Genomic DNA, 24,750 nt, shown 5'->3' with positions numbered 1-24,750 from the left:
TTGTCATTGAACACCTCAGGTCATGGTGGCGACTGTACCACCTAAAATGGTGTCCGGGATGATTAGACCACTACAGGATTATCTTATGGATAATCTTGGATCACTTTTCCAAAAATACCTTAACCACATGTTTTGAAAAGATTTTAAGACCAACTCCTGGGAATGAAAGTGCACCAGTTGGGAACGTTAGTGCACCAGTTCGGGAATGATAGTGCACTGAAATTACTCCAAAGATCTGTTCCGTGGCCTGCGGATCTCCCACATGTCTTTTCGATATTCAGTTACCAGCCAACCTATCGTAAACAGCTCACCCACGGCTCTACGGGCAATCTGCTGGCGCTTTCTCATCGCATCAGCAATCGCAGGATCCGGCCAGATGTAATTGCACAGAGTATCCAAGGACGCGCGTCCTGATTTGCCAGGATCGATCCACCCGCATAGGCGTTGATGGATCAATCGAGCAGGATCGCTCTTGAGGCTACGCACTTCATTCATATCGATGCGAGCATGTGGGCGCCCACCGAGAACGGCTTCTGCAATCTGTGGGTTCAAGCAGATGTATAGCGCGTTATCATCCTCATCAAAGAGATGGCTCATCAGGTGGAAAGATGCACTGCGAGAGTCGCCTTGAATGACAACGGTGACATTGGACATCCTGATCAGGCTAGCCTTTAGGGTTTTAAGGTTTCTGCCGCTTTTGCATAGACCAATCTCTTCGAGTAGCTGAGTGATACGAGACTGCACCACCAAGCAACGGCAGTCCGCACTATCAAACTCCGATGCCAAGGCCAAACGAAGTCTCTTAGGAATAGCGGCTGATGGCGCAGAGGTCAGAATAACGCCCTTGGGGCCGGATAGAGCAACCAGCCCTTGTAGCAGCCGCATATCATCAGCCCCTAACGGCTCAAAACCAATAAAACGAGCGCTTTGGTTCTGTCCATAGCAATACGTCACATCCAGCTTTAACTTTTTTCTCTCCCCTCGCTTTAAACTGCGGAATAGACCAGGAGCAAGGCAGTGCATCGGATCATGGCGCGCGTGGGTAAGTTCAATAGCCATGAGCAAACCTCCTTCGCTCTCGCGCCTGGGGAGGTTCCATGAGTTGTACCGGATGTAATACGCCCCCTTCCTGGCGTTCAAACCATTGATCTTTGATCGCAGTGCCATAGTTCTGCTTGGATACCCCAAAGCGCACAAACGCACTGCGTCGAGAGTTTCCGATGGGTGTACTACCGCGTTGAATCTCGGTTAGCTGGTTTGCTTCTTCTTCCCCCATCCGCACGATGTAACCACACCATCGGATGTTATCAATCAACGCTGATGCGCCTCTGGCTGCCTGCTGCTGATCAAGACTGCCATCCCTCGCGCTCCCCTTGCTGGCGTGATGTAAATAGAGCACCGCAGCCCCCGTCTTTGCGGCCAGCGACTCAAGTCGGGTAATCAGCTGGGACATGTCTCCGTTACTATTTTCGTCCATCTGATGCATACGGCTGAGGGTGTCGAGAACAACAAGGCGATATCCATCTACCTTCTGCACCAGAGCCTGAAAACAGTCCGGATTCATCAGATCTAAACTCACCCCCATCATCGGTTCCAATGCGAGGTTTGTGGCAATAGAGGCCCTCGCTTTGGGTGATAGATGTTTGCCAAGTGCATGGACGCGATGACTAAGCACTGCAGCCGGATCTTCACCTGCCATATAGATCACTCGGCCTGAACGGGTCGGGCGTAGTTGCAACAGATCGCCATCAGACTCTTTGCAAGCCACGGCCATTGCGGCCTGCAATGCCCAAAAGCTTTTACCTGTTGCTCCTGGTGCGATCAGAGCTCCCACAGTACCGGCCAAAAATCCAGACCATATGAAGTCAAGAGCAGGCGGCTCCTGTTCAAACGCAGCTAGTAGGTCAAGAGCCATGGCTTACCTCTTAGCGTTTGAATTCTGTGACTTTTGTCGTGCTAGCTGCTCGGCTTTGGTTGGCCGGCCACGCCGAGGCATATCTGCCGATTTAACCGCTCGATCATCCAAACCTTGGCTAATGACATGTTCAGCAAGCCAAAGCTCAACATCTTCAGCACGCCAGAGCAAACGCTTGGTTCCTGGTAAACGGCAGATAGGGGGAAGTGAACAAGGGTTTCGAGTCGCGTCACTACGGATGCTAGCAACGGATTTATGCAGACAGAGAGCCAATTGCTCAACAGTCAAAAGCACCACGCTGGAGGTGGTAATAGAGGTTTGTTTCATGGTCATAACCCATCAAGGCGGCAAGGGTCATCGAATAGCTGTGCCGGTTAGCTAATCGGTAATTGACCTGAGCGGCACCATGCCCGGCCTTGAGGGTATAAATAATTAGTGCCTGTCGTCCGATGTTACGTGACGAAATGAAGTCTACCAGCAGTGTTTTGCTATGTCATGCACTGGCAAGCGTCATTCGCCGCTATCAGGCCAGTGTGGCATGCCACAATTTTGCCACACTGGATAAGCTAAATGCTGCATTCCAACGCTCAGTAACGCATCAAACTGCAACACCCAAACCACTGTTTTTTTTGATAAAATTTGGTGCCGGTAACAGGAGTCGAACCTGCGACCTTCGCATTACGAATGCGCTGCTCTACCAACTGAGCTATACCGGCTTGTTGCTATCCACATTCATGAAAAATGGCCGGCAAGTCAATTGAGCCCGCTCGATTTTATGAGTTGGCTCATGGTGTTAGAACCCGATTTACAGATCGACAAACTCAGGGATATGGGCCCGGCCGCGGCTTTCGAGAAATTCGAGCAGGGCGCGGGGGGAGCGCACCAGGAGCCGCTCTTGCGGGAAGCCCGCTTCGGTTACCAGACGGTGGCAGTGGCCAAAATCGCCAAGAGTAAATGCCACGTGGGAATCGGAGCCGAAAGTGAGATAGGCCCCCAGATCTCGCGCGGCTTCGACTATGGCACGGCAGTTGCCTTCGCTCCCCGGACGGGAATGAATGAAGGAGGAGTTGTTGATCTCCAGCGCTACCCGATAGTCAGCTGCCGCCTTGACCACCGCCTGAATGTCGATGGGAAATGAAGGGTTGCCCGGGTGGCTGATCATGTCGACCCGGCCGCTCTTGATGGCGTTGATCATCGCCTGGGTGTGGGTAGCCTGATCGCAGGGAGGGAATACCTGCTCATGAAAACCCGCCATGATCATGTCGAGGCGCGACTCGTAACGCTCGGGAAAATCGATCTCCCCCTCCAGGTTTTTGATGTTGGCCTCGATACCCCGCAGGATCCCTACCCCATCCACCACTCTTGGCAATATCGGCAAGTTGGCAAAGTGCCAGACATGAGGGGCATCGGCCATCTCGGGGCCATGATCCGTGGTGGCGAACAGCTTGATCCCCTTGGCCCTGGCTATCGGCAGATAGTCGTGGATGGTGCTGTAGGCATGGGTGCTGGCAATGGTGTGAGTGTGGGTATCGACTGGGTACTTCATCTTCTCTCCCCTCATATTTTGAAAGGGCAGCATAACAAAGAGCGGCAGCTTGGGCCACGCCAGTGCTTGCCACACTTTGTCACAAAATACCGCGAAGCTGACATAGTCTGAGGGGCTCTGGCTGGCATACTGCCCCCGTCGATACATGCCTGAACTCGCATCGACAGTTTGCCGTCAGGATGACGCGAACTCACTTTCCCCACCGTCGCGCCCTGCGGCGGTTTTTTTTGCCTGCAAACCGCAAACCGGTAACAGACGCGCAAAAAAAGGCCCAACTAGCATGGTGCAGGTTGGGCGAGACTTAATGTTTAATTGCAGTGGCATAGATATAGAGTCCTGCTTTTTGACTAAGTTCCGCCCACTTTGCTTTTTTCATCGAAAAACATTCCGCTAACACTCATTCACATTCTCTTGACACTTCACGTTATGAAACGTACTTTTTAAACATTCGTTTAAGTGAGGTGTCCAGTGAGTAAAATCGATACCAAAAACCGTATTCTCGACGCCGCTGAAGTGCTGTTTGCCGAGCGGGGATTCGCCGATACCTCTTTGCGTCTGATCACCAGCGAGGCCGATGTCAATCTGGCGTCGGTGAATTATCACTTCGGCTCCAAGAAGGAGCTGATCCAGGCAGTACTCGACCGTTACCTGAGCCTGTTTATGCCCGATCTCGATGCCCGCCTGCGGGTACTGATGGAGCAGGAGCAGCTGACTCTGTTGCAACTGTTTGAAAGCTTCGTCGAGCCACTGATGAAACTCTCGGCGGTGCGGGCCAATGGCCCGGCCATCTTCATGCAGCTGCTGGGGCGCGGTTATATCGACAGCCAGGGCCACCTGCGCCGCTTCATCACCGCCCACTACGGCCCCATTTTGCAGCGGATCACCCAGGCCATCTCCAAGGCCAATCCGGCCCTGTCGCCGGCGGATCTCTTCTGGCGCCTGCACTTCACCCTGGGCACCGTCGTATTCACCATGGCCTCTGCCGATGCGCTGCGCGACATCGCCCTGGCCGACTTTGGCCAGCAGCTCGATGTGGAAGGGCTGGTGCGCAACGTTATTCCTTATCTGGCGTCCGGAGTCGGGGCGCCCGTGGAGTCGACCAGGCTCTCCCTGGCCGTGTAACAACCAACAATAAATCAACGGAAACAGTGAAATAGAAGGAACTTCGGTATGATCACATTGCTTGTCCTGCTGGTGCTGGCGATAGCCGTTGTGCTCGGCGTACCCTCCATCCGTAAAAAGGTGGTAACCCGTCCGGTGTTCGGCATCTTCAAAAAGATACTGCCGCCCTTGTCAGCTACCGAGCGGGAGGCCATGGAAGCCGGCTCCGTCTGGTGGGATGGCGAGTTGTTTCGCGGCAACCCCGACTGGAAAAAACTGCACGGCTACGGCAAGGCCGAGCTGACCGCAGAGGAGCAGGCCTTTATCGACAATCAGGTCGAAACCCTGCTCGCCATGGTTGATGACTTCAAGATCGTCAACGAAACCAAAGACCTGCCGGAGCCGGTGTGGGACTATCTGAAGAAGGAAGGCTTCTTCTCCCTGATCATCCCGAAATCCTATGGCGGCCGCGAGTTCTCGGCGATTGCCAACTCCACCATCGTCACCCGCATTGCCACCAAGAGCCTGAGCGTGGCGGTCACCGTTATGGTACCTAACTCCCTCGGCCCGGGTGAGCTGCTGATGCACTACGGCACCCAGGCCCAGAAAGATTTCTGGCTACCGGGGCTGGCCAACGGCAAGGAAGTGCCCTGCTTCGCCCTGACCGGACCGGAGGCAGGCTCCGATGCAGGCGCCATTCCTGACAGGGGGGTCGTCTGCAAAGGGATGCACAAGGGTGAAGAGGTGCTGGGTATTCGCCTCAACTGGAACAAGCGTTACATCACCCTGGCGCCCCGCGCCACCGTGCTGGGGCTGGCATTCAAACTCTATGACCCGGAAAAACTGCTGGGTGACAAGGAAGAGCTCGGCATCACCTGCGCCCTCATCCCCACCAGCCACCCCGGCGTGCGCGTCGGCGATCGCCACTACCCCATGGGTCTGGCGTTCATGAACGGCCCGACCTTCGGCAAGGATGTGTTCATTCCGCTCGACTGGATCATCGGCGGCCCGGATTACGCCGGTCGCGGCTGGCGCATGCTGGTCGAATGCCTCTCCGCCGGTCGCGGCATCTCGCTGCCTGCGCTGGGCACTGCTTGCGGTCACATGGCGAGCCGCACCGTGGGCGCCTACTCCTACGTGCGCAAGCAGTTCGGCATGTCCATCGGCAAGTTTGAAGGGGTGCAGGAAGCGCTGGCCCGCATCGGTGGCCTCACCTATCAGCTGGAAGGGGCACGTCGCATGACTGCAGGTTCCCTGGACTTGGGTCAGGCGCCGGCCATCGTCACTGCGATTTCCAAGTACCACATGACCGAAATGGCGCGCCAGATCATGGATGACTCCATGGATATCCACGCCGGTCGAGCCATCCAGCTGGGCCCGAAAAACTACACCGGCTACGCCTACATGGGTATTCCGGTCGCCATCACGGTGGAAGGGGCCAACATCCTGACCCGCAACCTGATGATCTTCGGGCAAGGGGCTACCCGCTGCCACCCGTATGTGTTTGCCGAGCTGGAAGCAGCGGCTGATACCGACGTGGAGCGCGGTCTCGAGAAGTTTGACGCCCTGCTGATGAAGCACATCGCCTTCGGCGCCGGCAACTTCTTCGGTTCCCTGTTCCAGGGGCTGACCCTGGGTCAGTTCAACAGCGCGCCGGTAGCCGGTGAAACCGCTCGCTACTACAAACAGCTCTCCCGCATGAGTAAAGGGCTGGCCCTGTGCGCCGACGTCTCCATGCTGATGCTGGGTGGCGATCTCAAGCGCAAGGAGATGATCTCCGCCCGTCTGGGTGACGTGCTGAGCCACCTCTATCTGGCCTCCGCCACCCTCAAGCACTACGAGGATCAGGGCCGCATGGTCTCCGATCTGCCGTTCGTGCAGTACGCGGTGGAGCGCAACCTCTACCTGATTGGCAAGGCGTTCGAGGGCTTCTTCCAGAACTTCCCGAACAAGGTGGTGGGTGCCGTGCTCAAGCGCGTGGTGTTCCCGTTCGGCGTCGGTTACAAGATGCCGGCAGACGATCGCTGCCACGCCATCTGTCTGGCCATGATGAAGCCGGGCGAGTTCCGCGACCGTCTGACCGCCCTCTGCTACGTGGGCAAGGACGATGCGGATCCGGTCGGCCTGATGGAGCGCGCCTTCCAGGCCATGGTTGCTGTGCAGCCCTACGAGAAGAAGCTGGTGCAGGCCCAGAAAGAGGGCAAACTGCCCCGCAAACTGGCGCTGCCGGATCTGGTTGCCGCCGCACTGGCCGGTTCCATCCTGAGCAAGGACGAAGCGGACAAGCTGCTGGCCGCCGATGCCCTGCGCTACGAAGCGATTCAGGTAGACAACTTCGCCCCAGGCGAGCTGGAAGGCTTCTCCCAGCAAGCAAACAAGCAGCCAAACAAGGTCGAGCACGCCGCCTGACCCCTTGGCAAACCAGTACCAAACCGGCCCTCGTGGCCGGTTTTTTTGTTTGTTAACCATGCATTTACAAGCTGGGAGAATTCCAGTTAAATGCTTGAGTCCCTGTTGCAGGGGCTTTGGAAGCAAGGCCAGCGGAATGGCCGATAACAACAACTCAGGAAGAGTGAATGAACCTCGCCAAAACGGCGATCGAACGCCCCATCTGGGTGGCGGTCTCGATCGTGCTGATTTTCCTGCTGGGCCTGCTCAGCATCCGGGGACTGCCGATCCAGCTGTTCCCCGACATCGACCGTCCACACCTCAACATCTCGGTGAGCTGGCGTTCAGCCTCGCCCCAGGAGATGGAGTCGGAGATCACCGACCCCATCGAACAGGAGATGCAGGGGGTGCAAGGGCTCAAGAGCCTCACCAGCGAGAGTTATCCCGGCTTTACCGAAATCGATATGGAGTTTGCCCTCGGCACCGACATGCAGCGGGCCCAACTCGACGTGATTTCGCGACTGAACCGGGTCTCGGGACTGCCGGACAAGATTGGCGGCCCCTACGTCAACAACTACAGCAGCAACGATACCCTCACCTTCTTCTTCATCCAGCAGCTGCCCGGCGCCAAGGGGGTGATCGATGATCATCAGGCGTTGATCGAGGCGAGGGTCAAACCCGAGCTGGAGCGCATCGAAGGGGTCTCGACTGTCGCAGTCGAGGGGATCAACGAGCGCCAGATCCAGATCCGCTTCGACCCCTACCGCGCCGCCGAGCTGGGGGTGGAGATCCCGGTGCTGGCCAGCCGGGCCACCACCGGCTGGGACGTGTCGGCCGGTACCCTCGACATCGGGCGCTGGGAGTACAAGCTGCGCTTCGCCGGTCGCTATGATGTCGAGACGCTGGGGGACAAGGTGGTGGACTGGCGCGATGGCCTGCCCATCTATCTGCGGGATGTGGCGGAAGTAAGGGTGGCCCGGGAAGAGAACCCGGTGCTGCGGATCCAGAACGGCAATACCGCCATCGCCGCCCAGATTTTCAAGGAGAGCGGCGCCAATGCCCTGGCATCCCTTGAGGCGATCAAGGCTCGGGTGAACGAGCTCAACCGCGAGGTGCTGGAGCCGGTCGGGCTGCACATGGAGCAGTCGTTCGATGCCTCCCTCTACATCAATCGCGCCGTCAGCATGGTCACCGCCAACCTGGGGCTCGGGGTGCTGCTCTCCTGTGCCATCCTCTGGCTCTTCCTGCGCCAGCTCAAGGCGACCCTGATGATTGCCCTCGCCATCCCCATCAGCATCATGCTCACCTTCTGCCTGCTCAAGGTGATGGATCGCACCCTCAATATCATCTCGCTGGCGGGCATCGCCTTTGCCGTCGGCATGGTGCTCGACGCCGCCATCGTGGTGCTGGAGAGCATCTACCGGCGCCACGAGCGGGGGGATTTGAGCAAGGCGGAGGCAGCGCTTGAAGGCACCCGTCAGGTGTGGACGGCGCTGGTCGCCTCCACCCTCACCACGGTCGCCATCTTCCTGCCGGTGCTGCTGCTCAACGATGTGGAGGGTCAGCTGTTTGCCGATCTGGCGCTCACCATCGCCTGCGCCGTGACAGTCTCCATGCTGGTCGCCGTCACCGTGCTGCCCGCGGTGGCGGCGCGCTGGATGGGACATGAAACGCTGACCGATCCCTATGAGTCGCTGTGGCAGCGCACCACTCGTCATGTGATCCGCTGGACCTCGACCTCACGCCAGCGCTGGACGGTCATCACCCTGATGATGAGCCTGCCGACACTGGCCACCTGGGCGCTGCTGCCCAAGATGGACTATCTGCCGGACGTGAAACGGGACGCGGTGGATGTCTGGATGAACTTCACCCCCGGGGTCAATCTCAAGGCCCAGCGCGAAGAGGTGATCGATACCCTGATCACCCGCCTCGCCCCCTACATGAAGGGGGAGAAAGAGCCTGCCCTCAAGAACTACTACATCTTGCGCTACCCGGGGGGCGCCCAGATTGGCGTGCGCCCCAAAGACGAAAACCGCATCAAGGAGCTGGAGAGCCTGTTGATGAAACAGCTGCTGGTGGGTATTCCCGACACCCGGGTGTTCGGCGGTCAGGGGTCGCTGTTTGGCGGCTTTGACAGCGAGAACGGCGTCTCCCTGCTGCTGCAGGGGGGTAACCTGCCCGAGCTCTATCAGGCGGCCCGTGCCAGCATGGGGATCCTCAGCAAGGACCTGCCAGGAGCACAGGTCCGGCCCGAACCGAGTCTCGACTTCACCGCCCCCGAGCTCAAACTGGTGCCGCAAGATCGACGTCTCGCCGAAGTGGGTTGGGATCGCACGCCCCTGCCCACCATTATCCAGACCTTTGGCGACGGCTTGCGAGTGGGCGAGTATTTCGACGGCGAGGATCGGCTCGACATCATGCTGATGGGGCAGAGCTCCGCCAATCCGGACGAACTGAAGGCAGTGCCGCTGGCCACCCCCTCCGGGCGCATCGTCCCCCTTGGCGAGCTGCTGCGGGTGGAGCACGACATGGGCCCGGCCAGTATCTTCCGGGCCGATGGGCGTCGCAGCATCATCCTGCAGATAGCGCCCCCGGCGGGCATGACCATGGAGCAGGTGATCGACACCCTGAAAAACCGCAGTTTTGCCGCCATCCGCCCCCTGCTGCCCGCCGGTGGCGAGCTGCGCATTGCCGGCAATGCCGACAGCCTGCAACAGGCGCTCGACAATCTGGGGACCATCTTCCTGTTCGCCGTGGTGATCCTGCTGGTGCTGCTGTGGGGGGTGTTTGCCTCCATCAAGGATGCCCTGCTGGTGCTGCTCACCCTGCCCCTTGCCTCGGTTGGCGGCGTGCTGGCGCTGCAACTGAGCGGGCTGCTGGTGCCGCTGCCGATGGACCTGCTCACCATCATCGGCTTTGTCATCCTGCTGGGACTGGTGGTCAACAACGCCATCCTGCTGGTGCATCAGACCCGCACCGCTGAACGGGACGGTATGAGCCGTCAGCTGGCGGTGGCTGATGCCTTGCAAAGCCGGATGCGCCCCATCGCCATGACCAGCCTCACCAGCATCTTCGGCATGCTGCCGCTGATGCTGAGCCCGAGTGAGGGGAGCGAAATTTACCGCGGGCTCGCCACCGTCATTGTCGGCGGCATGAGTTGCAGTACCCTGTTTACCCTGATCCTGTTGCCTGCCTTCCTGCGTCTCGGGGAGCAGGTGGCGATCCCACAACCCCTGCGCCAGCGGGCCTGAGCAAGGAGCTCATCGATGACACATATGATTACCCGAATGTTGGCTGGCGCTGCGCTGATTGCAGGCAGTGCGCTACCGGTATTGGCCGATCAGGGCAAGATGGTGACCCTGGCGGATGTGACCCAAGGGGATGCGGCCGCCAATATCTGGGTCAGCGGCACGGTGGCGAGTCGCCAGCAAGCTGCGCTAAGCGCCGAAGTGAGCGGCCGGGTGGAGTGGATCGCCGAATTTGGCAGCCGGGTCAAAAAAGGGGACGAGCTGCTGCGCCTCGACAGCGCGGCACTGCGCCTCTCGCTGGAGCAGGCTCGCGCCGAGCAGGCGAAATGGCAGAGCAACTTGCGCTTCGCCCGCGCCGAATCCCAACGGATCACCCGACTGCACCAGCAAAAGAGCGCCTCCCAAAGCCAGTACGACAAGGCCAGTTACGATGTGGAGCAGGCCGCGCTGGCCGAGCGGCTGGCCGCCATACAGGTGAACCTGATTGAGGAACAGCTGCGCCGCAGCCATATCTATGCCCCGTTCGACGGGGTGGTGAACAACCACTTCATCCAGCCCGGCGAGCATGTGGACGCGGGCGAGCAGGCGCTGGAGCTGGTCAACCCGGATCAGCCGGATATCCGCCTGCAAGCCCCCATTCTATGGGCCCAGCAGCTGGCACCACAAACCCGGCTGCGGGTGGAGGGGGAGCAGCTGAGCGGTCATGGCGTCTATTACCAGCGAGCCGCCAGCGCCGATCCCAAGTCGCGCCTCATCGAGCTGCGCCTCAAACCGGAAGCGGGCACCTTCATCATCGGCTCGCCGGTGCGGGTTGCCCTGCCACTGGGGGAGCAACAGAGCATGCTGCTGCCCCGGGATGCCCTGGTGCTCGGCACCGATGGCAGCGTGGTCTATCAGGTGGCGCGAAGCGGCAAGGCGCTCAAGGTGAATCGGGTGCCGGTCACCGTGCTGTTTGGCGACAGCCAGCAGGTGGCGGTGAGCGGCGCCCTCAAGCAGGGGGACCGGGTGGTGGTACGCGGTGCCGGCAGCCTGCAGGATGGCGACACCATAGCGCTGTTCAAGGGCTAACCACGCCCGACGTAGGCTGGCCAATCTTTACCCGCTTGGCCCGGGACATACAGCCAAACGGGCCACAGTTTGCTATCTTGGCGGCCATCACTCGCGTTTAGAGCAATCAACACCCATGAGCATTATTTTGGGCATCGATCCGGGTTCGCGGATCACCGGATACGGGGTTATCCGGGTCGTGGGCGGCAAGGCCGAATACTTGGGCTCTGGCTGCATCCGCACCGATTGCGGCGAGCTGCCGGAGCGCCTCAAACAGGTCTATGACGGGGTATGCGAGATCATCACCCAGTTCAAGCCCACCGAGTTTGCCATCGAGCGAGTCTTTATGGCCCGCAACGCCGACTCGGCCCTGAAACTGGGGCAGGCCCGGGGCAGCGCCATCGTCGCAGCAGTCAATGCCTACCTGCCGGTGAGCGAATACTCCGCCACCCAGATCAAGCAGGCGGTAGTCGGCACCGGCGGTGCCGCCAAGGAGCAGGTGCAGCATATGGTGACCCATCTGCTGAAACTCTCCGCCACCCCGCAGGCGGATGCAGCAGATGCCCTCGGCGTCGCGCTCTGCCACCTGCACACCCGCCAGAGCCTGATCAAGATGGCCGGCCGCGCCAGCAGCTCGGTACGTGGCCGCTATCGCTGAGCCCTTGTGTCGTCCACGACTCATCTCAGTATCGCTAAATAAAAAAACCGCCCCGGATCTCCGGGGCGGTTTTGTTTGGCCGTTTTGTTTGAGCGCTTAGCGAGCCGAAATGGTGATGCTGGCGAGATCGATCAGATTGACCGCCCCCTTTTGACCGCCTGCATCGTTGTAGGTGTCGTTCGCCTTCAGGTAACTCATGTTGTAAAAATCGCTCACTCGAATGTCATACTCTCCGGCGGGCAGATCCACCACGAACGGCGTCGAGTCACGCAACGGTTTGAGGTCGCCCTCTTTCATCACATGGGGCATCTGCACCATGCCGCTGGCGACAACCTTGCCACCACTAAGCATCGAGATCCGTTTCACCCCGTTGGTCACCCCCAGATTGATGGCATGCTGGGCATTGCTGTATTGCAGGCGAATAGCGTGCTTGCCATCGAGCTTGACCCCCTGCACCAGCAAGCTGTCGTCGGGGCGGCCCCAATCCTTGAGGTAAGGGACGGGAATGGCCCCATCGGCGGCGCTCACACTGCCGGTATGGGAGACGTTGGCCCCATCGATGGCGATATGTTGCAGCGCAGGCTGATAGCAAACCGGCTTGGCATGATGGGAGCGGTTGCCGGACTCCGGATAGACCGCCTCGGCACTGTAGCAATAGGCCTGGCCCGGCTGTAACACCATGTCGTCGACCCAGTTGGTCGCACGATCCAGCCCGGAGGCCACCTGCTTGCCATCCCGATAAATGTTGTAGCTGAGCGCCCCCTTGTTGACACTATCCTGCAGGGCAACAACCAGCTTGCCACTCTGCTCGCTAACCCCGAGCAGGGTCGGCTCGGTCGGTGCAAACACCTGCCGGTTCTCGACATCCAGCGGCGCCACATCCTTGATCAGGCGGATCCCCTGATCATCAGCCACGGCGGCACCGAGCGTCACCTCAATCCGGTTGCTAGGGGCCAGCATATTTTCACTTATCTGCTCACCCACCGGGGCGCCATTGAGGGTAATGCTGCGTACCGGATAGTAACTACCCTCCCCGCCCAGCTCCGGCAGTTGCAGCACTATGTCAATCTGCTTGCCACGATAGTTCAATCCCTTGAGTGCAGCCTCGGGCTTGGCCCCCATTAGCTTGTGCAAGTGAGCGGTGACAAACGGCTTGATCCGGATCCCCCCCTCTTCCACCTTGTAGCCGAAGGTGGTGTCGGTCACCATGCCAAGGTAGCCCCCGACAGACCAGAGCTGGCGCTGGGAGTTGATCACCGGCCCGGTCAAATCGGGATGGGTCAGATCCATCAGGGAGGGCTCACCGGAGAGCCACTCGAGGTTCTCCATGTTGGAGAGGTTCAGCGCGGCGCCGCGCATCAGGGAGTCGATATGGTGATCGACCACGGCAACGTTCTGCACCATGGCCGCCGCCTTCAGCCCGTAGGCGGAGACGAAGGGCCAGATGGCGCGGTTATGGTAAACCGGCATATCGGGTTGCTGCGGGAAGTAGACCGGCGCGCCATAAGGGCCCATGGGATAGCGACTGATGATCTCTTTGGCCTGCGCCTCATCGGCAACACCGGCCAGAATGGCGAGGGATTCCCCCAATAGATCGAACTTGTAGGCCGGGCTCTGATCGGTACTGGTGTTGATCAGGCTGGCATACATCTTCTCGTCAGCCAGCCAGAAAGCACGATTGAGCGCCAGTTTCAGCTCACCCGCCCACTGGTTATAGCGGATCGCCAGCTCATCGTGCCCCAGTTCGCTCGCCACCCGCGCGGCCAGCAGCAACCCCTGATAGTGGGTCACGTTGGTGGAGAGAGATTTGCTCATGCCGATGTGGGCGATATCGGCGGTGATCCACTTGGCATAGGTCTGGTCGCGCCAATCGAGGAAGGATTGCTCGCCGACATAGAGACCATCTGCGCTATCGAAGGCGGCCAGACGATCACTCTCTATGGTGTTGCTCAGTCCTTCAAACACCTCGGGCAAGAACGCACTGCGCTCGGCATCAGGCAGGGCGGCCAGCACCCGCTCGGCCCCCAGGGCCCAGCTCATGCGATCGGTACTGATGGGCCAGCTGCCCCCGGTACCGGTATCCTGAATGATCTGACGTCCTTGCGGGATCAAGCTGTCCAGATCGCTTGTCAGCTCGGCTCTGAAATCAGAGAGCTTGAAGCGCAGGGAGTTGCGCGCACGCATGGGATCAAGCGCCCCCAGCCCCAGATCGGTGGCGTAGGAGAGATCCCGCGTCCAGACGTAATGCCACTTGGCGCCGGTTTCAAAACAGTCGCACGGGATCGCCTGACCCCCGTTGTAACTGCCATCCTTGACCTGAGCCACGCTGTTCTGGCGCATCTCGTGGGTAGCCAGCGCAAACAGGGCATCAAACACCATGTTGCCGGAGCGCAGGCGGGGCAGATCCGCTTGCTCCTGATAGGTAGTAAAGCTATCACCCGGATCACGCAACTCCTGAGTGGTCGACTGCGCATAGCTACGATACTCGTCACTGGCCCGCTTGACCGAGAAGGTGGCCGTTTCCGTCACTCCGGGCTTATAGGTCTCATACTCGCGCTTCTCGATCAGCTCATGCCCTTCATGGGGATTGATCATGCCAAAATCACTATCGCCTGCAACGCTGACCTGCAACAGAGGAGCATTCTCATCCTGGCTGGCATCCAGCAGGAACTTGTAATACCCCTCCTGCTCTACCCGCACGGTTGCCAACGGGCACTGAGCATCGCAGCGCTGCATCTTGACCGGGTTGTTCAATGCAATGACGCCATTGAGCCCAAAGCCGATCCCCTCCTGAGCGGAGGCAATCTTTATCTTGTGCTCACCCACAGTCAGCTTGGCCACCATCACATACTGCTTGTCCCCCTGATAGACCATCTGCAGGACAGGCTCCAGATTGCCATCAATCCCTTTTAGATAGAGACTCTCGCTGTAATTGGGGTCATCACGCACCATGGAAAACTCGATGGCCGGTGCAGCCAGATCGGCATTGGTCACCTTGACCTGAATGTCGAGCAACCCCTTTTCCGTCACCACCAGACGGTTGTTCTGCCCGTTGTTCTGGTAGTACATGGGATAGACCTGACCGGGGAAGATGCTGGTCTCCTTGCGGGAATCTGCAGAAAAATCGGGATATTTGGTCCATTCGGGACCGGCCACTTTGAACGGGGACATACCCGAGTTCATTTTCAGGTTGTCCAGACGATAGACGCCCTCCTTGAAGGTCAGTTTGAACTTCTCCTCACGACCCCAGCCGCTAAATTCACCGACCATATAGAGATCAAAATTCCAGGGCGCCTTCACCTCGGGTTTGGCTCCGTTATCGTTGCCGCTGGATGAGCTGTCGTTACAACCGGACAAAAGAACCCCGCCGCAGCATAACGCCACAGATAATGCCAATGGACGAATTTTCATATATTCCCTTCGTTACTTTTTTGTTTTGTTATTGAAACAGCATTGAGTAAAACTGTTTTTGCCAGTCTACGTGGTCAGTATTCGCCAGAAAAATAGACCACGTCACCATCGGCATAGATAACATCTATAACCAGATGAAATTACGTGATCCACCGCACCAAACCGGCTATCAAGCGGTAAAAATGATTTGAATACAACGTGAAGGGAGCCACATAAAAATAGCCAGTCAGTAAAGGGGAATAATTGACAGCCCCGAGTGATTACACTAGCTTGGCGCACCACCCGCCCATAACCGGACGCCATGTTCGTGGACAAGCATCTAAGACAATTTATTGAAGTGGCCACCCACAAAAATGTCAGTCTGGCAGCCAGGCAAATGGGGCTCAGCCAACCGACGCTGACGCACAACATGAGAAAACTTGAGGAAAGTCTGGCGACGACCTTGCTGGTCAGGCACGCGGGCGGAGTGACGCTCACCGCTGCCGGAGAGCTGCTGCTGGAGCAGGCTCGCGTAATGCAGCGGATCTACGATGATACCCTCAGGCAGCTTGCTACCCTGCGCGAACGCACCGCTCGGCCGCTAAGCGTGGGCACCGGACATGCGTGGTGGCAACCGGTATTGCAACCTGTCACCGCCCGCTATCAGCAAGCCAACCCATCCTGCGCCATCAATATTGAAGTCGGCAACCATCTGCGCCTGCTCGATCTGCTATTGGGCAATCATATCGACCTGTTTCTCGGACATGAAATTCACGGGCTGGCCAAAAATTACAGCCTGATATTTATTCCGCTATTTATTTCTCACGATGGGGTATTTGTCAGAGCGGGCCATCCCCTCACAGGGAAAATATGCAGCAAGCAGGATCTGGTCGATTATCCGAGCCTGCTGGTGACGCCGGATGAGGATAAATATCTTCATCTGGTCGATGATTTGGCGCGAAAAAAACAGGAACGCGCCGCCATGAAGTTGAATGACAAAATCATTTATAGTAGCAACTCCATACTCACCAGCATTGATATTGTCAATAATAGCAATGCTGTCATGCCTTATCCGGTGAGCATGGCCGGTTATTTTTCCCGATTCGGTATTGGCCAGCTGAATATGGGCGAAGAGTACAACAAGGGGACTATCGGTATTTATATCCCTCGCGAGAAGAACGATGAGCCCCACATTCAGATGTTGTGCCAGGACATTCAAGCTCAGGTCACTTACAACAGCCCCTTAATCGCCACCTTCTGAGCCAGCAATAACTGAGCCCAACGCCTCCATCAAGGTCTCGGGCTGGATGAGTCAACGCCTCATCCAGCCAGATATCCCAGCCCTTACCTCACCTCCCCCAGCGCACCGATCAGGGCGTCGAGCCCTTGGTCTACCTTCGAGCGCGGGCAGCCGACGTTGAGGCGGATATAACCTGTGCTTTCCGGGCCGTAGGTGTCGCCGCGCATGATGGCGACCCGGTATTTCTCCACCAGCAAGGCTTGCAGCGCATCCATCCGTTCGGTGGTGTCGATGCCAAGGCCGTTCAAATCAATCCTGGCGAGATAGGTTCCCTCGGGCACCCGATAGTCGATGGCGGGGAAAGCCGCGTTGAGCCGCTGCAGATAGGCGGCCCGTGGAATCGGTCGTCAGACGGCAAGGCGGCTGCTGACCCAGATGCAGCAACCCGAGCTCGCCCCACCCGCCATATCATCACCACTCACCAGCAAACCGCAAAAGCGGGCATCGACCAGAGGCACACGACTGCGGCGCGCGGGCAAATAACAAAGAGGGGGCGCAAAATGTGAGCCTGCTCACTGCGCTGGCAAGGAGAGATTGAGAGCCAAGTGGAGAGGGATATGATGGGCGTCCACTCTCTTCACGAGCCTCTTTATGAGCAACCCGCACGACCAGAACCCACCGAGTGAAATCCATCGCTGTGACAAATGTGGCGAGCGTACCCGCCATATCGTGGTGCTGGTCGCCCGCGATCATAGCCAGGACATCATGCCCAAGGATCCGCGCAAAGCCTTCTGGCAAGCCTTTACTTCCAGCAGCATTACCAACTGGGCGTTTGGCGAAACGCTGGCTTACCAGGCCACCCATGTAAAGCACCTGATCTGCGAGCGCTGCGGCGAGAAGTTTCTGGAATATTGAGTGACCATCAGGCCCAGAGGACGGCGCACCACGGACCGTCAGAGCGGGATAAAAGAGAAATAAAGATGACGTTTGTCGAGACGAACCCCGACCAACTGCCGCTAGCGCTGCTGCTGGAGGCCGATCCCGCAGAGCTGCGCATTGCCCCCTACTTTCCAGCCTCCAGATATCTGTTCCAGAAAAGAGCGCTCATAGATGAAACGAATTCTGATTATTGGCAACTCTGGATCGGGCAAGAGCTGGTTGGCAGCTCGATTGGCTGAGGGGTTAACTATCCGCGAGGTCAATCTGGACACCATCGTCTGGCAACCGGGCGGGTTTAACCAAAAACGGCCCCAGCATGAGATTGATCATGCCATTCAAACACTTGCTCAAGAGCCATCATGGGTGGTCGAAGGGGTATTTGGTGCCCTGGCCGAGCAACTGCTTGATGCCGCCGATACCCTGCTTTTTCTGGATCTCGACTGGTCAGTATGCCGTGATTCACTGCTATCGCGTGGATCACAAAGTGCCAGGCAACGGGATGCCGTAGCAGCCGAAGAGAGCTTTCAACAACTGCTGGTGTGGGCATCGGAATATGGGCAGCGAGCCGGCAAAAGCTCCCGCCAATTCCATCACGAGCTGTTTGATCGATTCCCAAACGACAAGCACCGTTTCACGACTCGCACAGAGGTACATAGCTATCTCACGCAACTGACCACTCATAGCTAACGGGGTAGAGGATGACGCAACAGGAGCTGGCGAAAATGGGGGGCGCTTCGGTAAGTATCCAGCTGCTGGATGGCAAACCCTGTATCAGAAAAAGCGGCGCATCGCCTGTCGAGCGCCATTTCTACCAACGCGCCGCACTTCATTTGAGCGGGCTCAACACTCCTACCCTGCTCAAGGTCGAAGGGGAGACCCTGTTCCTTGAGCAGATCCCTCATCCGGTCACGCTCACGCAGCTGCACCACAACGAACAGACCTTTGCTCAGCTGGCCAGCCTGCATAACGCCAACTATCAGCCCGACTTTGCGGTGAAAACTCACGGCTGGTCGCTCGTCGACACCAACGAGGCGCTCTCTGTACTCTGCCTGCCGGAAGCGGTAAACGAGAAGATCCGCCATATCCAGCAACTTGGTCACGAACTATTCGAGGAGTCATGCCTGATTTCGGGAGACAGCAATGAGGGCAACTGGGGCACCCGCAACAATGGTGAGCTGGTGTTGTTTGACTGGGAGCGATTTGGTTATGGCAGTCCGGCCATCGATCTGGCCCCGCTGGTGCCGCGGATGGGTTCGCTGGCTGAATATGAAACCATCATTGAACGCTATCTGTGCCACAGTTCGCTGCTCTCTGGCGACCGGTTGCTGCGCCATCTCGTCATGGCCAAGTGCTGGCTGATTATTGAAGTCACCAATCTGCTGACCAGAAGGGAGAAGCCGCAGGCACAGCAATATCTGGAGTGGTATCGGCAACAAGTTCCCAACTGGCTGGAGTCGGTGGCGCATATTGTGTAATCCGTAGGTTCGAATAGCGGAGCGTATTCGGACGTTCGCGTTATAACCTATCTCTTTTCAGCCATCCCTCTCTTGCCACCACACTTTCTTCCCAAACAACGCCCCTCTGCGCTCGCCCAGCCAATGCGATTGGCCTCCGCCATCAGGCGCATAAAAATCCTAATCCGCCCGACGAAACTGCGACTTTTTGTGAGAAATGTCACATTTTATAACGCCTTAAAACCACATATAAATCCAGACCCCGCTGGTGATTAATTTATTGACATGATGCATTACAAACCTGGTTACGAGACCAGTCACAATCCATTTATTTGTTTTTAAAGACAAAATTAGCAATAACCTGAAAATGGTGAGTCCTGCCTGAAAACGGGATCTTCATCACATCGCGTTTTGCTGCGCACAAAAATCCAGTGATTAGCACATTTGTCCGATAGGGAGGGTGCGGGTGAGCCGCGATAATGATCAGGTCATTTTTATCCAGTACGTCGATACGTACTCACGCATAGCTTCCGTCACCGGAAGCGGGGAGAGCGCCATGATCACCACCTTGATCAATGAACATCTGATCAACCTCGATTTGAAAGCGACGCGTAAGGAAGAGGTCTTCACCGAGATGGCCCGCCTGCTGGCGTCGCAAGGCAAGGTCAGCAACGAGCAGGCCTTTATCAAGGATCTGTGGGCCCGCGAAGATCTGGGTAACACCGGCTTTGAAGAGGGCGTGGCCCTGCCCCACGCCAAGAGTGCGGCGGTGTGCAATCCGGCGGTCGCCATCGGCATCAGTCGCAACGGCATCGAGTACGGCGCCGAAGATGGCAAGCCGTCCCACATTTTCTTTATGATCGCCTCCCCCGATGGCGGCGCCAACCACCATATCGAAGTGCTGGCCGAGCTCTCCGGCAAGCTGATCGAAGAGGGCTTTATCGCCAAACTGCTGGCGGCAAAAACCCCGGCCGATGCGCTGGCGCTGCTGCTGACCAAGAAAGAGGAGCAGAGCGCGGCCCCGACCACCAGCAAGGGCTTTATCATCGGTGTCACCGGCTGCCCGGCTGGTATCGCCCACACCTATCTGGCGGCCGAGTCGCTGGAGCGCGCCGCCAAGGAGCTGGGTTATGAGGTGAAGGTGGAGACCAACGGCTCCATCGGCGTCAAGAACAGCCCGACCGCAGACGAGATTGCCCGCGCCACCGCCATCGTGGTGGCCTGTGACAAGCAGGTGGACATGGCCCGCTTCGCTGGCAAGCCGCTCATCAAGACCGGCGTGAAAGCCCCCATCAAGGATGGCAAGGGTCTGATCGAGCAGGCCCTGAAAGCCCCCGCCTATGTGGCTGGCAAAGAAGATAAAAAAGGTGAAGAGAAGAGCGCAGGTGGTAGTTCCGATCTCTATCGCTACCTGATGAACGGTGTGTCGCACATGATCCCGTTCGTGGTGACCGGCGGTCTGTTGATTGCGCTGGCACTCGCCATCGGCGGCAACCCGACCCCGAGCGGCATGCAGATCCCGGAAGGGAGCATGTGGAACCAGATCCTCAACGTCGGCGTGGCCGCCTTCACCCTGATGATCCCCATTCTGGCGGGCTATATCGCCTACGCCATCGGTGATCGTCCGGCGCTGGCACCGGGCTTTATCGGTGGCTGGATCGCCAACAACGGCAGTTTCTACGGCGCTGATGCCGGTACCGGCTTTATCGGTGCCATCATCGCGGGCCTCCTGGTCGGTTATCTGGTGCGCTGGATCGCCACCCGTCAGTACCACAAGATGGTGCAGCCGCTGGTGCCGATCCTGATCGCCCCCATCGTCGGGTCGCTCTTTATCGCTGCGGTATTCATCTTCATCATCGGTGCCCCGATTGCCGACATGATGACTGGCCTCAACGCCATGCTGCTCTCCATGAGCGGTGGCAGTCTGGTGCTGCTGGGTATCGTGCTGGGTGGTATGGCGGGCTTTGATATGGGTGGCCCGGTCAACAAGGTGGCCTTCCTCTTCTCCGTCGGCATGATCGCCTCCGGTCAGACCCAGTTTATGGGTGCCATGGCCTGCGCCATCCCGGCTGCCCCTCTTGGCATGTCGCTGGCGACCGTGCTCGGTCGCAAGCTCGGTATCTTCGATGCCTCTGAAATCGAAGCGGGCAAAGCCGCCGGTGCCATGGGTCTGGTGGGAATCTCCGAAGGGGCGATTCCGTTCGCCGCCCGTGACCCGCTGGCCGTTATCCCGGCCAACATTCTGGGCAGCATGACCGCCGCCGTGATGGCCTTCCTGTTCGGCATCACCAACAGCGTTGCCCACGGTGGCCCCATCGTGGCCCTGCTGGGCGCCGTCAACAAGCCGCTGCTGGCCCTGCTCTGCATGATCTGCGGCGCCATCGTCACCGGCGTGGTGGCGGTTGCCCTGAAAAAACTGCGGGTCAAAAAGAGTGATGAGGTAACTCTGGCCAAGGCGGCCTGAGTGCCCCCTCGCCATCGCGGCTCGTAAAACATGACAAGAGGCCACCCCACGGGGTGGCCTCTTGTTTTTGGGATGGCTGACGGGCCTTTCCCCAATATCGCCACCTGAGAATTGGTGGTCAATCAGCCCTCTCCCTTCACTTTTCCCTTCACTTTTCCCTTAACTTCTCCCCTTACCTTTCCCTGGCTACCTTCTGGCCAATCCATCCCACCTCCCCATCCCAGCCAAGCCAAGCCCAGCCCAGCACTCGCACAAAGCGCCAAACTGGCTGAAATGGCAGCAATCCGGCATCAGCGGTGTGATGTTTCTCACGCTTTGTCCGCGAAAGCGCAAAAACTAGGAAAATTTCCTAGCCCCACTAGGGATGGCTCTCAAGCCATTTTTTGCCCCTCTTATTAGAGTCACCTCACCTGATGTCGTGACCCGCACCGCGACGGGCAATGTGCCCCGTCATCCCGTGCCGGGCCCGGGTTTATATGGATGGAGCGTCGAGCGCTGCAACGGCTGACAGCCCCGATGTTCCGTTCCCCCTTCCGTGGCGTGACCTCGAACAACCTATCTACAAATGAGGGGCGCGGCGGAAATACCGTCTATCTCGCAGAGGATGAACGAAGATGTTGAAATTGCTCCAACAGGTCCGGGTCCCCACCCTGGACCTGCCGGTCGAAGCCCGGCGCAAGCTCTGGTTCAAGCCGTTTATGCAATCTTATCTGGTTGTATTTATTGGCTATTTGACCATGTATCTGATCCGCAAGAACTTCAACATTGCGCAAAATGACATGATCCAGGAGTACGGTCTCTCCATGACCGAGCTTGGCATGATCGGTCTTGGCTTCTCCATCACCTACGGGGTGGGCAAGACCATCGTCTCCTACTACGCCGACGGCAAGAACACCAAGCAATTCCTGCCGCTGATGCTGATCCTCTCCGCGCTCTGCATGCTGGGCTTCAGTGCCAGCATGGGCGGCACCGGTTTCAGCCTCTACTTCATGATCTTCTTCTATGCCCTGAGCGGTTTCTTCCAGAGCTGTGGTGGCTCCTGCAGCTACTCCACCATCACCAAGTGGACCCCTCGCAACAAGCGCGGCACCTATCTGGGCATGTGGAACCTCTCCCACAACGTGGGCGGCGCCGGTGCGGCCGGTGTGGCGCTGTTCGGTGCCAACTACCTGTTCGATGGCAACGTGCTCGGCATGTTCATCTTCCCCTCCATCATCGCGCTGATCGTCGGCTTTGTCGGCCTGCGCTTTGGTAGCGATTCGCCGGAGGCCTACGGCCTGGGCAAGGTGGAAGAGCTGTTTGACGAAGTGGCGAGCGAAGAAGACGTTGCCACCGAAGAGCAGAAGTTGACCAAGTGGCAGATCTTCGTGAAGTACGTGCTGCTCAACAAGGTGATCTGGCTGCTCTGCTTCGCCAACATCTTCCTCTACGTGGTGCGCATCGGTATCGACCAGTGGTCCACCGTCTACGCCCACCAGGAGCTGGGCTTCTCCAAGGACGTGGCCATTCAGGGCTTTACCTTCTTCGAAGTGGGCGCCCTGGTCGGTACCCTGATGTGGGGTTACCTCTCGGATCTGGCCAACGGTCGCCGTGGTCTGGTGGCCTGCGTGGCGCTGGCGCTGATCATCGCCACCCTGGGGCTCTACCAGCACGCCACCACCCAGTTTATGTTCCTGGGCTCTCTGTTCCTGCTGGGCTTCCTGGTGTTCGGTCCGCAACTGCTGATCGGCGTGGCCGCCGTGGGCTTCGTACCCAAGCAGGGGATCAGCGTGGCCGATGGCGTCAAGGGCACCTTCGCCTACCTCATCGGTGACAGCTTCGCCAAACTGGGTCTGGGCATGATCGCCGACGGCACCCCCATCTTCGGCCTGACCGGCTGGACCGGCACCTTCGCGGCGCTGGATATCGCAGCAGCCGCCTGTCTGGTGCTGATGGGCTGTGTCGCGGTCGCCGAAGAGCGCAAGATCCGCCGCATCAAGCGCGAACTGAAAGCCGCCGAGCTGGCCGCCCAGACCGCCTGATAGCCATAACAACAGACGCAGATTGTTCAGGGCCACCCACAGGGGTGGCCCTTGTTGTTTGGAGCAACCAGACACCCGACTGGCCCGGCATGAGCCTGCACTGCCGTTCAAGGGGCAGGCATATCCCCATCAAGATCCCACTTTTCATATGCGCTTTTGGTAAAAGCCCCCCGCTGGCGCTATCTTGTTGCTCCCCCTTGTCAGCATCACAGAGAGCAGATGAAGATCGTCGCCGTCACCGCTTGCCCGACCGGTATTGCCCATACCTATATGGCTGCCGATGCCCTGCAAAAAGCCGCCACTGGGCTGGGACTCAAGATCAAGGTCGAGACTCAGGGCGCCATGGGCATGGAAAACATGCTGACCGCCCGCGATATTGCCAGCGCCGACCTGGTGCTGATTGCCTCCGATATCGAGATTGAGCAGAAAGAGCGCTTCCTTGGCTGCACCATCCATCAGGTGAGACTGGAAACCGTGCTGCTGGATGCCAACGCCGTACTCAAGGCTCTGCCGATCCCGGCCTGATGCTGACCCGCGAAATTACCTTCTACTGCCAGCAGGGGTTGAGCATCACCCAGGCCAAGCAGTTGAACCGGCTGGCGGGGATGTTCAAATCCACCATCCGCTGCGCCAACCTCACCCGGCGTCAGACCGTTGCCGCCAGCAACCAGCTCTCCCTGTTGACCCTCGCCACCCAGCCCGGCGATCTCTGCCAGTTGCAAATTGAAGGATGCGATGCCGAACTGGCCCACATGGCCTTTACCTGCTGGTGCGGGGAGCTGGGTCAACCGCTGGTGCGCCCGCGCACCGCCGCGCTGGCGGAGTTGCGACTGACCAACGCTCTGCCCGACTACCATTTTGCCCTGCGCCAGCTGGCCTACAGCCCCGAACCGCTGACCAAAGCCGAAGCGCTCGAGCATCTGATCGATCTGCTGCCCGCCGAGCTGGTCAGCAACAGAGCCGCGCTGGAGGAGGCGATCAGTCGGCGCGAGCAGGTCTCAGCCACCATCATCCGCCCCGGCCTCGCCATGCCCCATGTTTTGAGCGAAGGGATCAGCCAGCCAGCGCTGACCCTGCTTAGCTGCAAGGAGCCCATCGAGTGGGGCTCGCAGCTCGGGCCGGTGCAGACCATCATTTTGCTGGCGGTGCCGGTTGGTAGCGGACGGGAGACCCTGCGCCCCCTCACTAGACTGGCGCAGGCGATGATCGACGATGTGGTTAGCCACGCCCTGCTGTTGGCGGGCTCGGCCCCCGCCCGTCAGGCTATCGTCATCGAGAGCCTGCTGAGCTAGGCGAATTGGCTCTGGGCACTGCTTGTTGTGACGCCACAGCCATTCAT

At 58.6% G+C, this 24,750-nt stretch carries 17 protein-coding genes, 1 tRNA gene and 2 pseudogenes; 14 read left to right on the top strand and 6 right to left on the bottom strand.

Going from position 1 to position 24,750, the window contains the following annotated elements; all coding sequences use genetic code 11:
* Positions 1–222: 222 nt before the first annotated feature.
* The 4 genes from repC to G5195_RS15195 all read right to left on the bottom strand — a co-directional run bounded on the left by repC (position 223) and on the right by G5195_RS15195 (position 3,461).
* The gene (repC, locus tag G5195_RS15210; RefSeq protein WP_139430254.1) at positions 223–1,059 is read right to left on the bottom strand and encodes a replication protein C, IncQ-type; all 837 of its coding nucleotides are present in this window, start codon (positions 1,057–1,059) and stop codon (positions 223–225) included.
* Positions 1,049–1,915 (bottom strand): helicase RepA family protein, encoded by an 867-nt coding sequence (locus tag G5195_RS15205; protein ID WP_421236276.1) that lies wholly within the window; start codon positions 1,913–1,915, stop codon positions 1,049–1,051. Before G5195_RS15205 ends, repC begins: the two co-directional genes overlap by 11 nt.
* Positions 1,916–2,555: 640 nt before the next feature.
* A tRNA-Thr gene (locus G5195_RS15200) sits at positions 2,556–2,631 on the bottom strand.
* An 89-nt stretch (positions 2,632–2,720) separates the two neighbouring features.
* The gene (locus G5195_RS15195; protein ID WP_103422319.1) at positions 2,721–3,461 is read right to left on the bottom strand and encodes a phosphatase; all 741 of its coding nucleotides are present in this window, start codon (positions 3,459–3,461) and stop codon (positions 2,721–2,723) included.
* Between the two features lie 468 nt (positions 3,462–3,929).
* On the opposite strand from G5195_RS15195, the gene G5195_RS15190 reads away from it, so the two are divergent.
* From G5195_RS15190 to ruvC, 5 genes are all read left to right on the top strand, one after another.
* The gene (locus G5195_RS15190) at positions 3,930–4,583 is read left to right on the top strand and encodes a TetR/AcrR family transcriptional regulator (protein WP_005334507.1); all 654 of its coding nucleotides are present in this window, start codon (positions 3,930–3,932) and stop codon (positions 4,581–4,583) included.
* Between the two features lie 48 nt (positions 4,584–4,631).
* Positions 4,632–6,971: an acyl-CoA dehydrogenase gene (locus tag G5195_RS15185; protein ID WP_421236275.1), complete on the top strand. Its 2,340-nt coding sequence runs from the start codon at positions 4,632–4,634 to the stop codon at positions 6,969–6,971.
* A 167-nt stretch (positions 6,972–7,138) separates the two neighbouring features.
* A complete protein-coding gene (locus G5195_RS15180; RefSeq protein WP_421236274.1) occupies positions 7,139–10,201 on the top strand; it encodes an efflux RND transporter permease subunit in 3,063 nt (1,020 codons plus the stop codon).
* A gap of 15 nt (positions 10,202–10,216) precedes the next feature.
* The gene (locus G5195_RS15175; protein WP_421236273.1) at positions 10,217–11,266 is read left to right on the top strand and encodes an efflux RND transporter periplasmic adaptor subunit; all 1,050 of its coding nucleotides are present in this window, start codon (positions 10,217–10,219) and stop codon (positions 11,264–11,266) included.
* 115 nt (positions 11,267–11,381) lie between these two features.
* The gene (gene ruvC, locus G5195_RS15170) at positions 11,382–11,903 is read left to right on the top strand and encodes a crossover junction endodeoxyribonuclease RuvC (protein WP_005334512.1); all 522 of its coding nucleotides are present in this window, start codon (positions 11,382–11,384) and stop codon (positions 11,901–11,903) included.
* Positions 11,904–11,999: 96 nt separating this feature from the next.
* Here ruvC and G5195_RS15165 read toward each other — a convergent pair whose 3' ends face one another.
* Positions 12,000–15,101 carry a hypothetical protein gene (locus tag G5195_RS15165; protein ID WP_421236277.1) on the bottom strand — a complete coding sequence of 1,034 codons (3,102 nt, stop codon included), beginning with the start codon at positions 15,099–15,101 and terminating at the stop codon, positions 12,000–12,002.
* A gap of 520 nt (positions 15,102–15,621) precedes the next feature.
* Here G5195_RS15165 and G5195_RS15160 point away from each other — a divergent pair.
* Positions 15,622–16,554 carry a LysR family transcriptional regulator gene (locus G5195_RS15160; RefSeq protein WP_421236272.1) on the top strand — a complete coding sequence of 311 codons (933 nt, stop codon included), beginning with the start codon at positions 15,622–15,624 and terminating at the stop codon, positions 16,552–16,554.
* 83 nt (positions 16,555–16,637) lie between these two features.
* On the opposite strand, the pseudogene G5195_RS15155 reads toward G5195_RS15160, so the two are convergent.
* A pseudogene (locus G5195_RS15155) lies at positions 16,638–16,910 on the bottom strand (transcriptional regulator); the annotation flags it as partial.
* A 274-nt stretch (positions 16,911–17,184) separates the two neighbouring features.
* On the opposite strand from G5195_RS15155, the gene G5195_RS15150 reads away from it, so the two are divergent.
* From G5195_RS15150 to G5195_RS15115, 8 genes and pseudogenes are all read left to right on the top strand, one after another.
* On the top strand, positions 17,185–17,448 hold the full coding sequence (locus G5195_RS15150) for a hypothetical protein (RefSeq protein ID WP_216951772.1): 264 nt from the start codon (positions 17,185–17,187) through the stop codon (positions 17,446–17,448).
* Positions 17,449–17,513: 65 nt separating this feature from the next.
* Positions 17,514–17,612: pseudogene (locus G5195_RS15145) on the top strand (GNAT family N-acetyltransferase); the annotation flags it as partial.
* Between the two features lie 31 nt (positions 17,613–17,643).
* Complete coding sequence (locus G5195_RS15140; RefSeq protein WP_216951773.1) at positions 17,644–18,159, top strand: AAA family ATPase; 516 nt, start codon at positions 17,644–17,646, stop codon at positions 18,157–18,159.
* Positions 18,160–18,170: 11 nt separating this feature from the next.
* On the top strand, positions 18,171–18,947 hold the full coding sequence (locus G5195_RS15135) for a phosphotransferase family protein (protein ID WP_266134038.1): 777 nt from the start codon (positions 18,171–18,173) through the stop codon (positions 18,945–18,947).
* A gap of 535 nt (positions 18,948–19,482) precedes the next feature.
* Positions 19,483–21,390, top strand: coding sequence for a PTS fructose transporter subunit IIABC (locus G5195_RS15130; RefSeq protein WP_421236271.1), 1,908 nt, complete (start codon positions 19,483–19,485; stop codon positions 21,388–21,390).
* Between the two features lie 614 nt (positions 21,391–22,004).
* Complete coding sequence (gene uhpT / locus G5195_RS15125; RefSeq protein ID WP_421222814.1) at positions 22,005–23,411, top strand: hexose-6-phosphate:phosphate antiporter; 1,407 nt, start codon at positions 22,005–22,007, stop codon at positions 23,409–23,411.
* Between the two features lie 219 nt (positions 23,412–23,630).
* Complete coding sequence (locus G5195_RS15120; protein WP_005334611.1) at positions 23,631–23,936, top strand: PTS fructose transporter subunit IIB; 306 nt, start codon at positions 23,631–23,633, stop codon at positions 23,934–23,936.
* A complete protein-coding gene (locus G5195_RS15115) occupies positions 23,936–24,703 on the top strand; it encodes a PTS sugar transporter subunit IIA (protein ID WP_421222813.1) in 768 nt (255 codons plus the stop codon). Before G5195_RS15120 ends, G5195_RS15115 begins: the two co-directional genes overlap by 1 nt.
* Positions 24,704–24,750: the final 47 nt, after the last annotated feature.

Origin of the sequence: Aeromonas sp. 601039 (genome assembly GCF_049174415.1) — a bacterium.
Lineage (GTDB): Bacteria > Pseudomonadota > Gammaproteobacteria > Enterobacterales > Aeromonadaceae > Aeromonas > Aeromonas veronii_A.
This window is presented reverse-complemented; position numbering and strand designations above follow the sequence as displayed.

What these genes read in the sequence shown, in the direction of transcription:
- G5195_RS15205 (WP_421236276.1), bottom strand. Translation starts at nt 1,915, where the DNA reads ATGGCTCTTGACCTACTAGCTGCGTTTGAACAGGAGCCGCCTGCTCTT.
- G5195_RS15135 (WP_266134038.1), top strand. Translation starts at nt 18,171, where the DNA reads ATGACGCAACAGGAGCTGGCGAAAATGGGGGGCGCTTCGGTAAGTATC.
- G5195_RS15120 (WP_005334611.1), top strand. Translation starts at nt 23,631, where the DNA reads ATGAAGATCGTCGCCGTCACCGCTTGCCCGACCGGTATTGCCCATACC.
- G5195_RS15140 (WP_216951773.1), top strand. Translation starts at nt 17,644, where the DNA reads ATGAAACGAATTCTGATTATTGGCAACTCTGGATCGGGCAAGAGCTGG.
- uhpT (WP_421222814.1), top strand. Translation starts at nt 22,005, where the DNA reads ATGTTGAAATTGCTCCAACAGGTCCGGGTCCCCACCCTGGACCTGCCG.
- G5195_RS15150 (WP_216951772.1), top strand. Translation starts at nt 17,185, where the DNA reads ATGAGCAACCCGCACGACCAGAACCCACCGAGTGAAATCCATCGCTGT.
- G5195_RS15175 (WP_421236273.1), top strand. Translation starts at nt 10,217, where the DNA reads ATGACACATATGATTACCCGAATGTTGGCTGGCGCTGCGCTGATTGCA.
- repC (WP_139430254.1), bottom strand. Translation starts at nt 1,059, where the DNA reads ATGGCTATTGAACTTACCCACGCGCGCCATGATCCGATGCACTGCCTT.
- G5195_RS15130 (WP_421236271.1), top strand. Translation starts at nt 19,483, where the DNA reads ATGATCACCACCTTGATCAATGAACATCTGATCAACCTCGATTTGAAA.
- G5195_RS15115 (WP_421222813.1), top strand. Translation starts at nt 23,936, where the DNA reads ATGCTGACCCGCGAAATTACCTTCTACTGCCAGCAGGGGTTGAGCATC.
- G5195_RS15185 (WP_421236275.1), top strand. Translation starts at nt 4,632, where the DNA reads ATGATCACATTGCTTGTCCTGCTGGTGCTGGCGATAGCCGTTGTGCTC.
- G5195_RS15195 (WP_103422319.1), bottom strand. Translation starts at nt 3,461, where the DNA reads ATGAAGTACCCAGTCGATACCCACACTCACACCATTGCCAGCACCCAT.
- ruvC (WP_005334512.1), top strand. Translation starts at nt 11,382, where the DNA reads ATGAGCATTATTTTGGGCATCGATCCGGGTTCGCGGATCACCGGATAC.
- G5195_RS15180 (WP_421236274.1), top strand. Translation starts at nt 7,139, where the DNA reads ATGAACCTCGCCAAAACGGCGATCGAACGCCCCATCTGGGTGGCGGTC.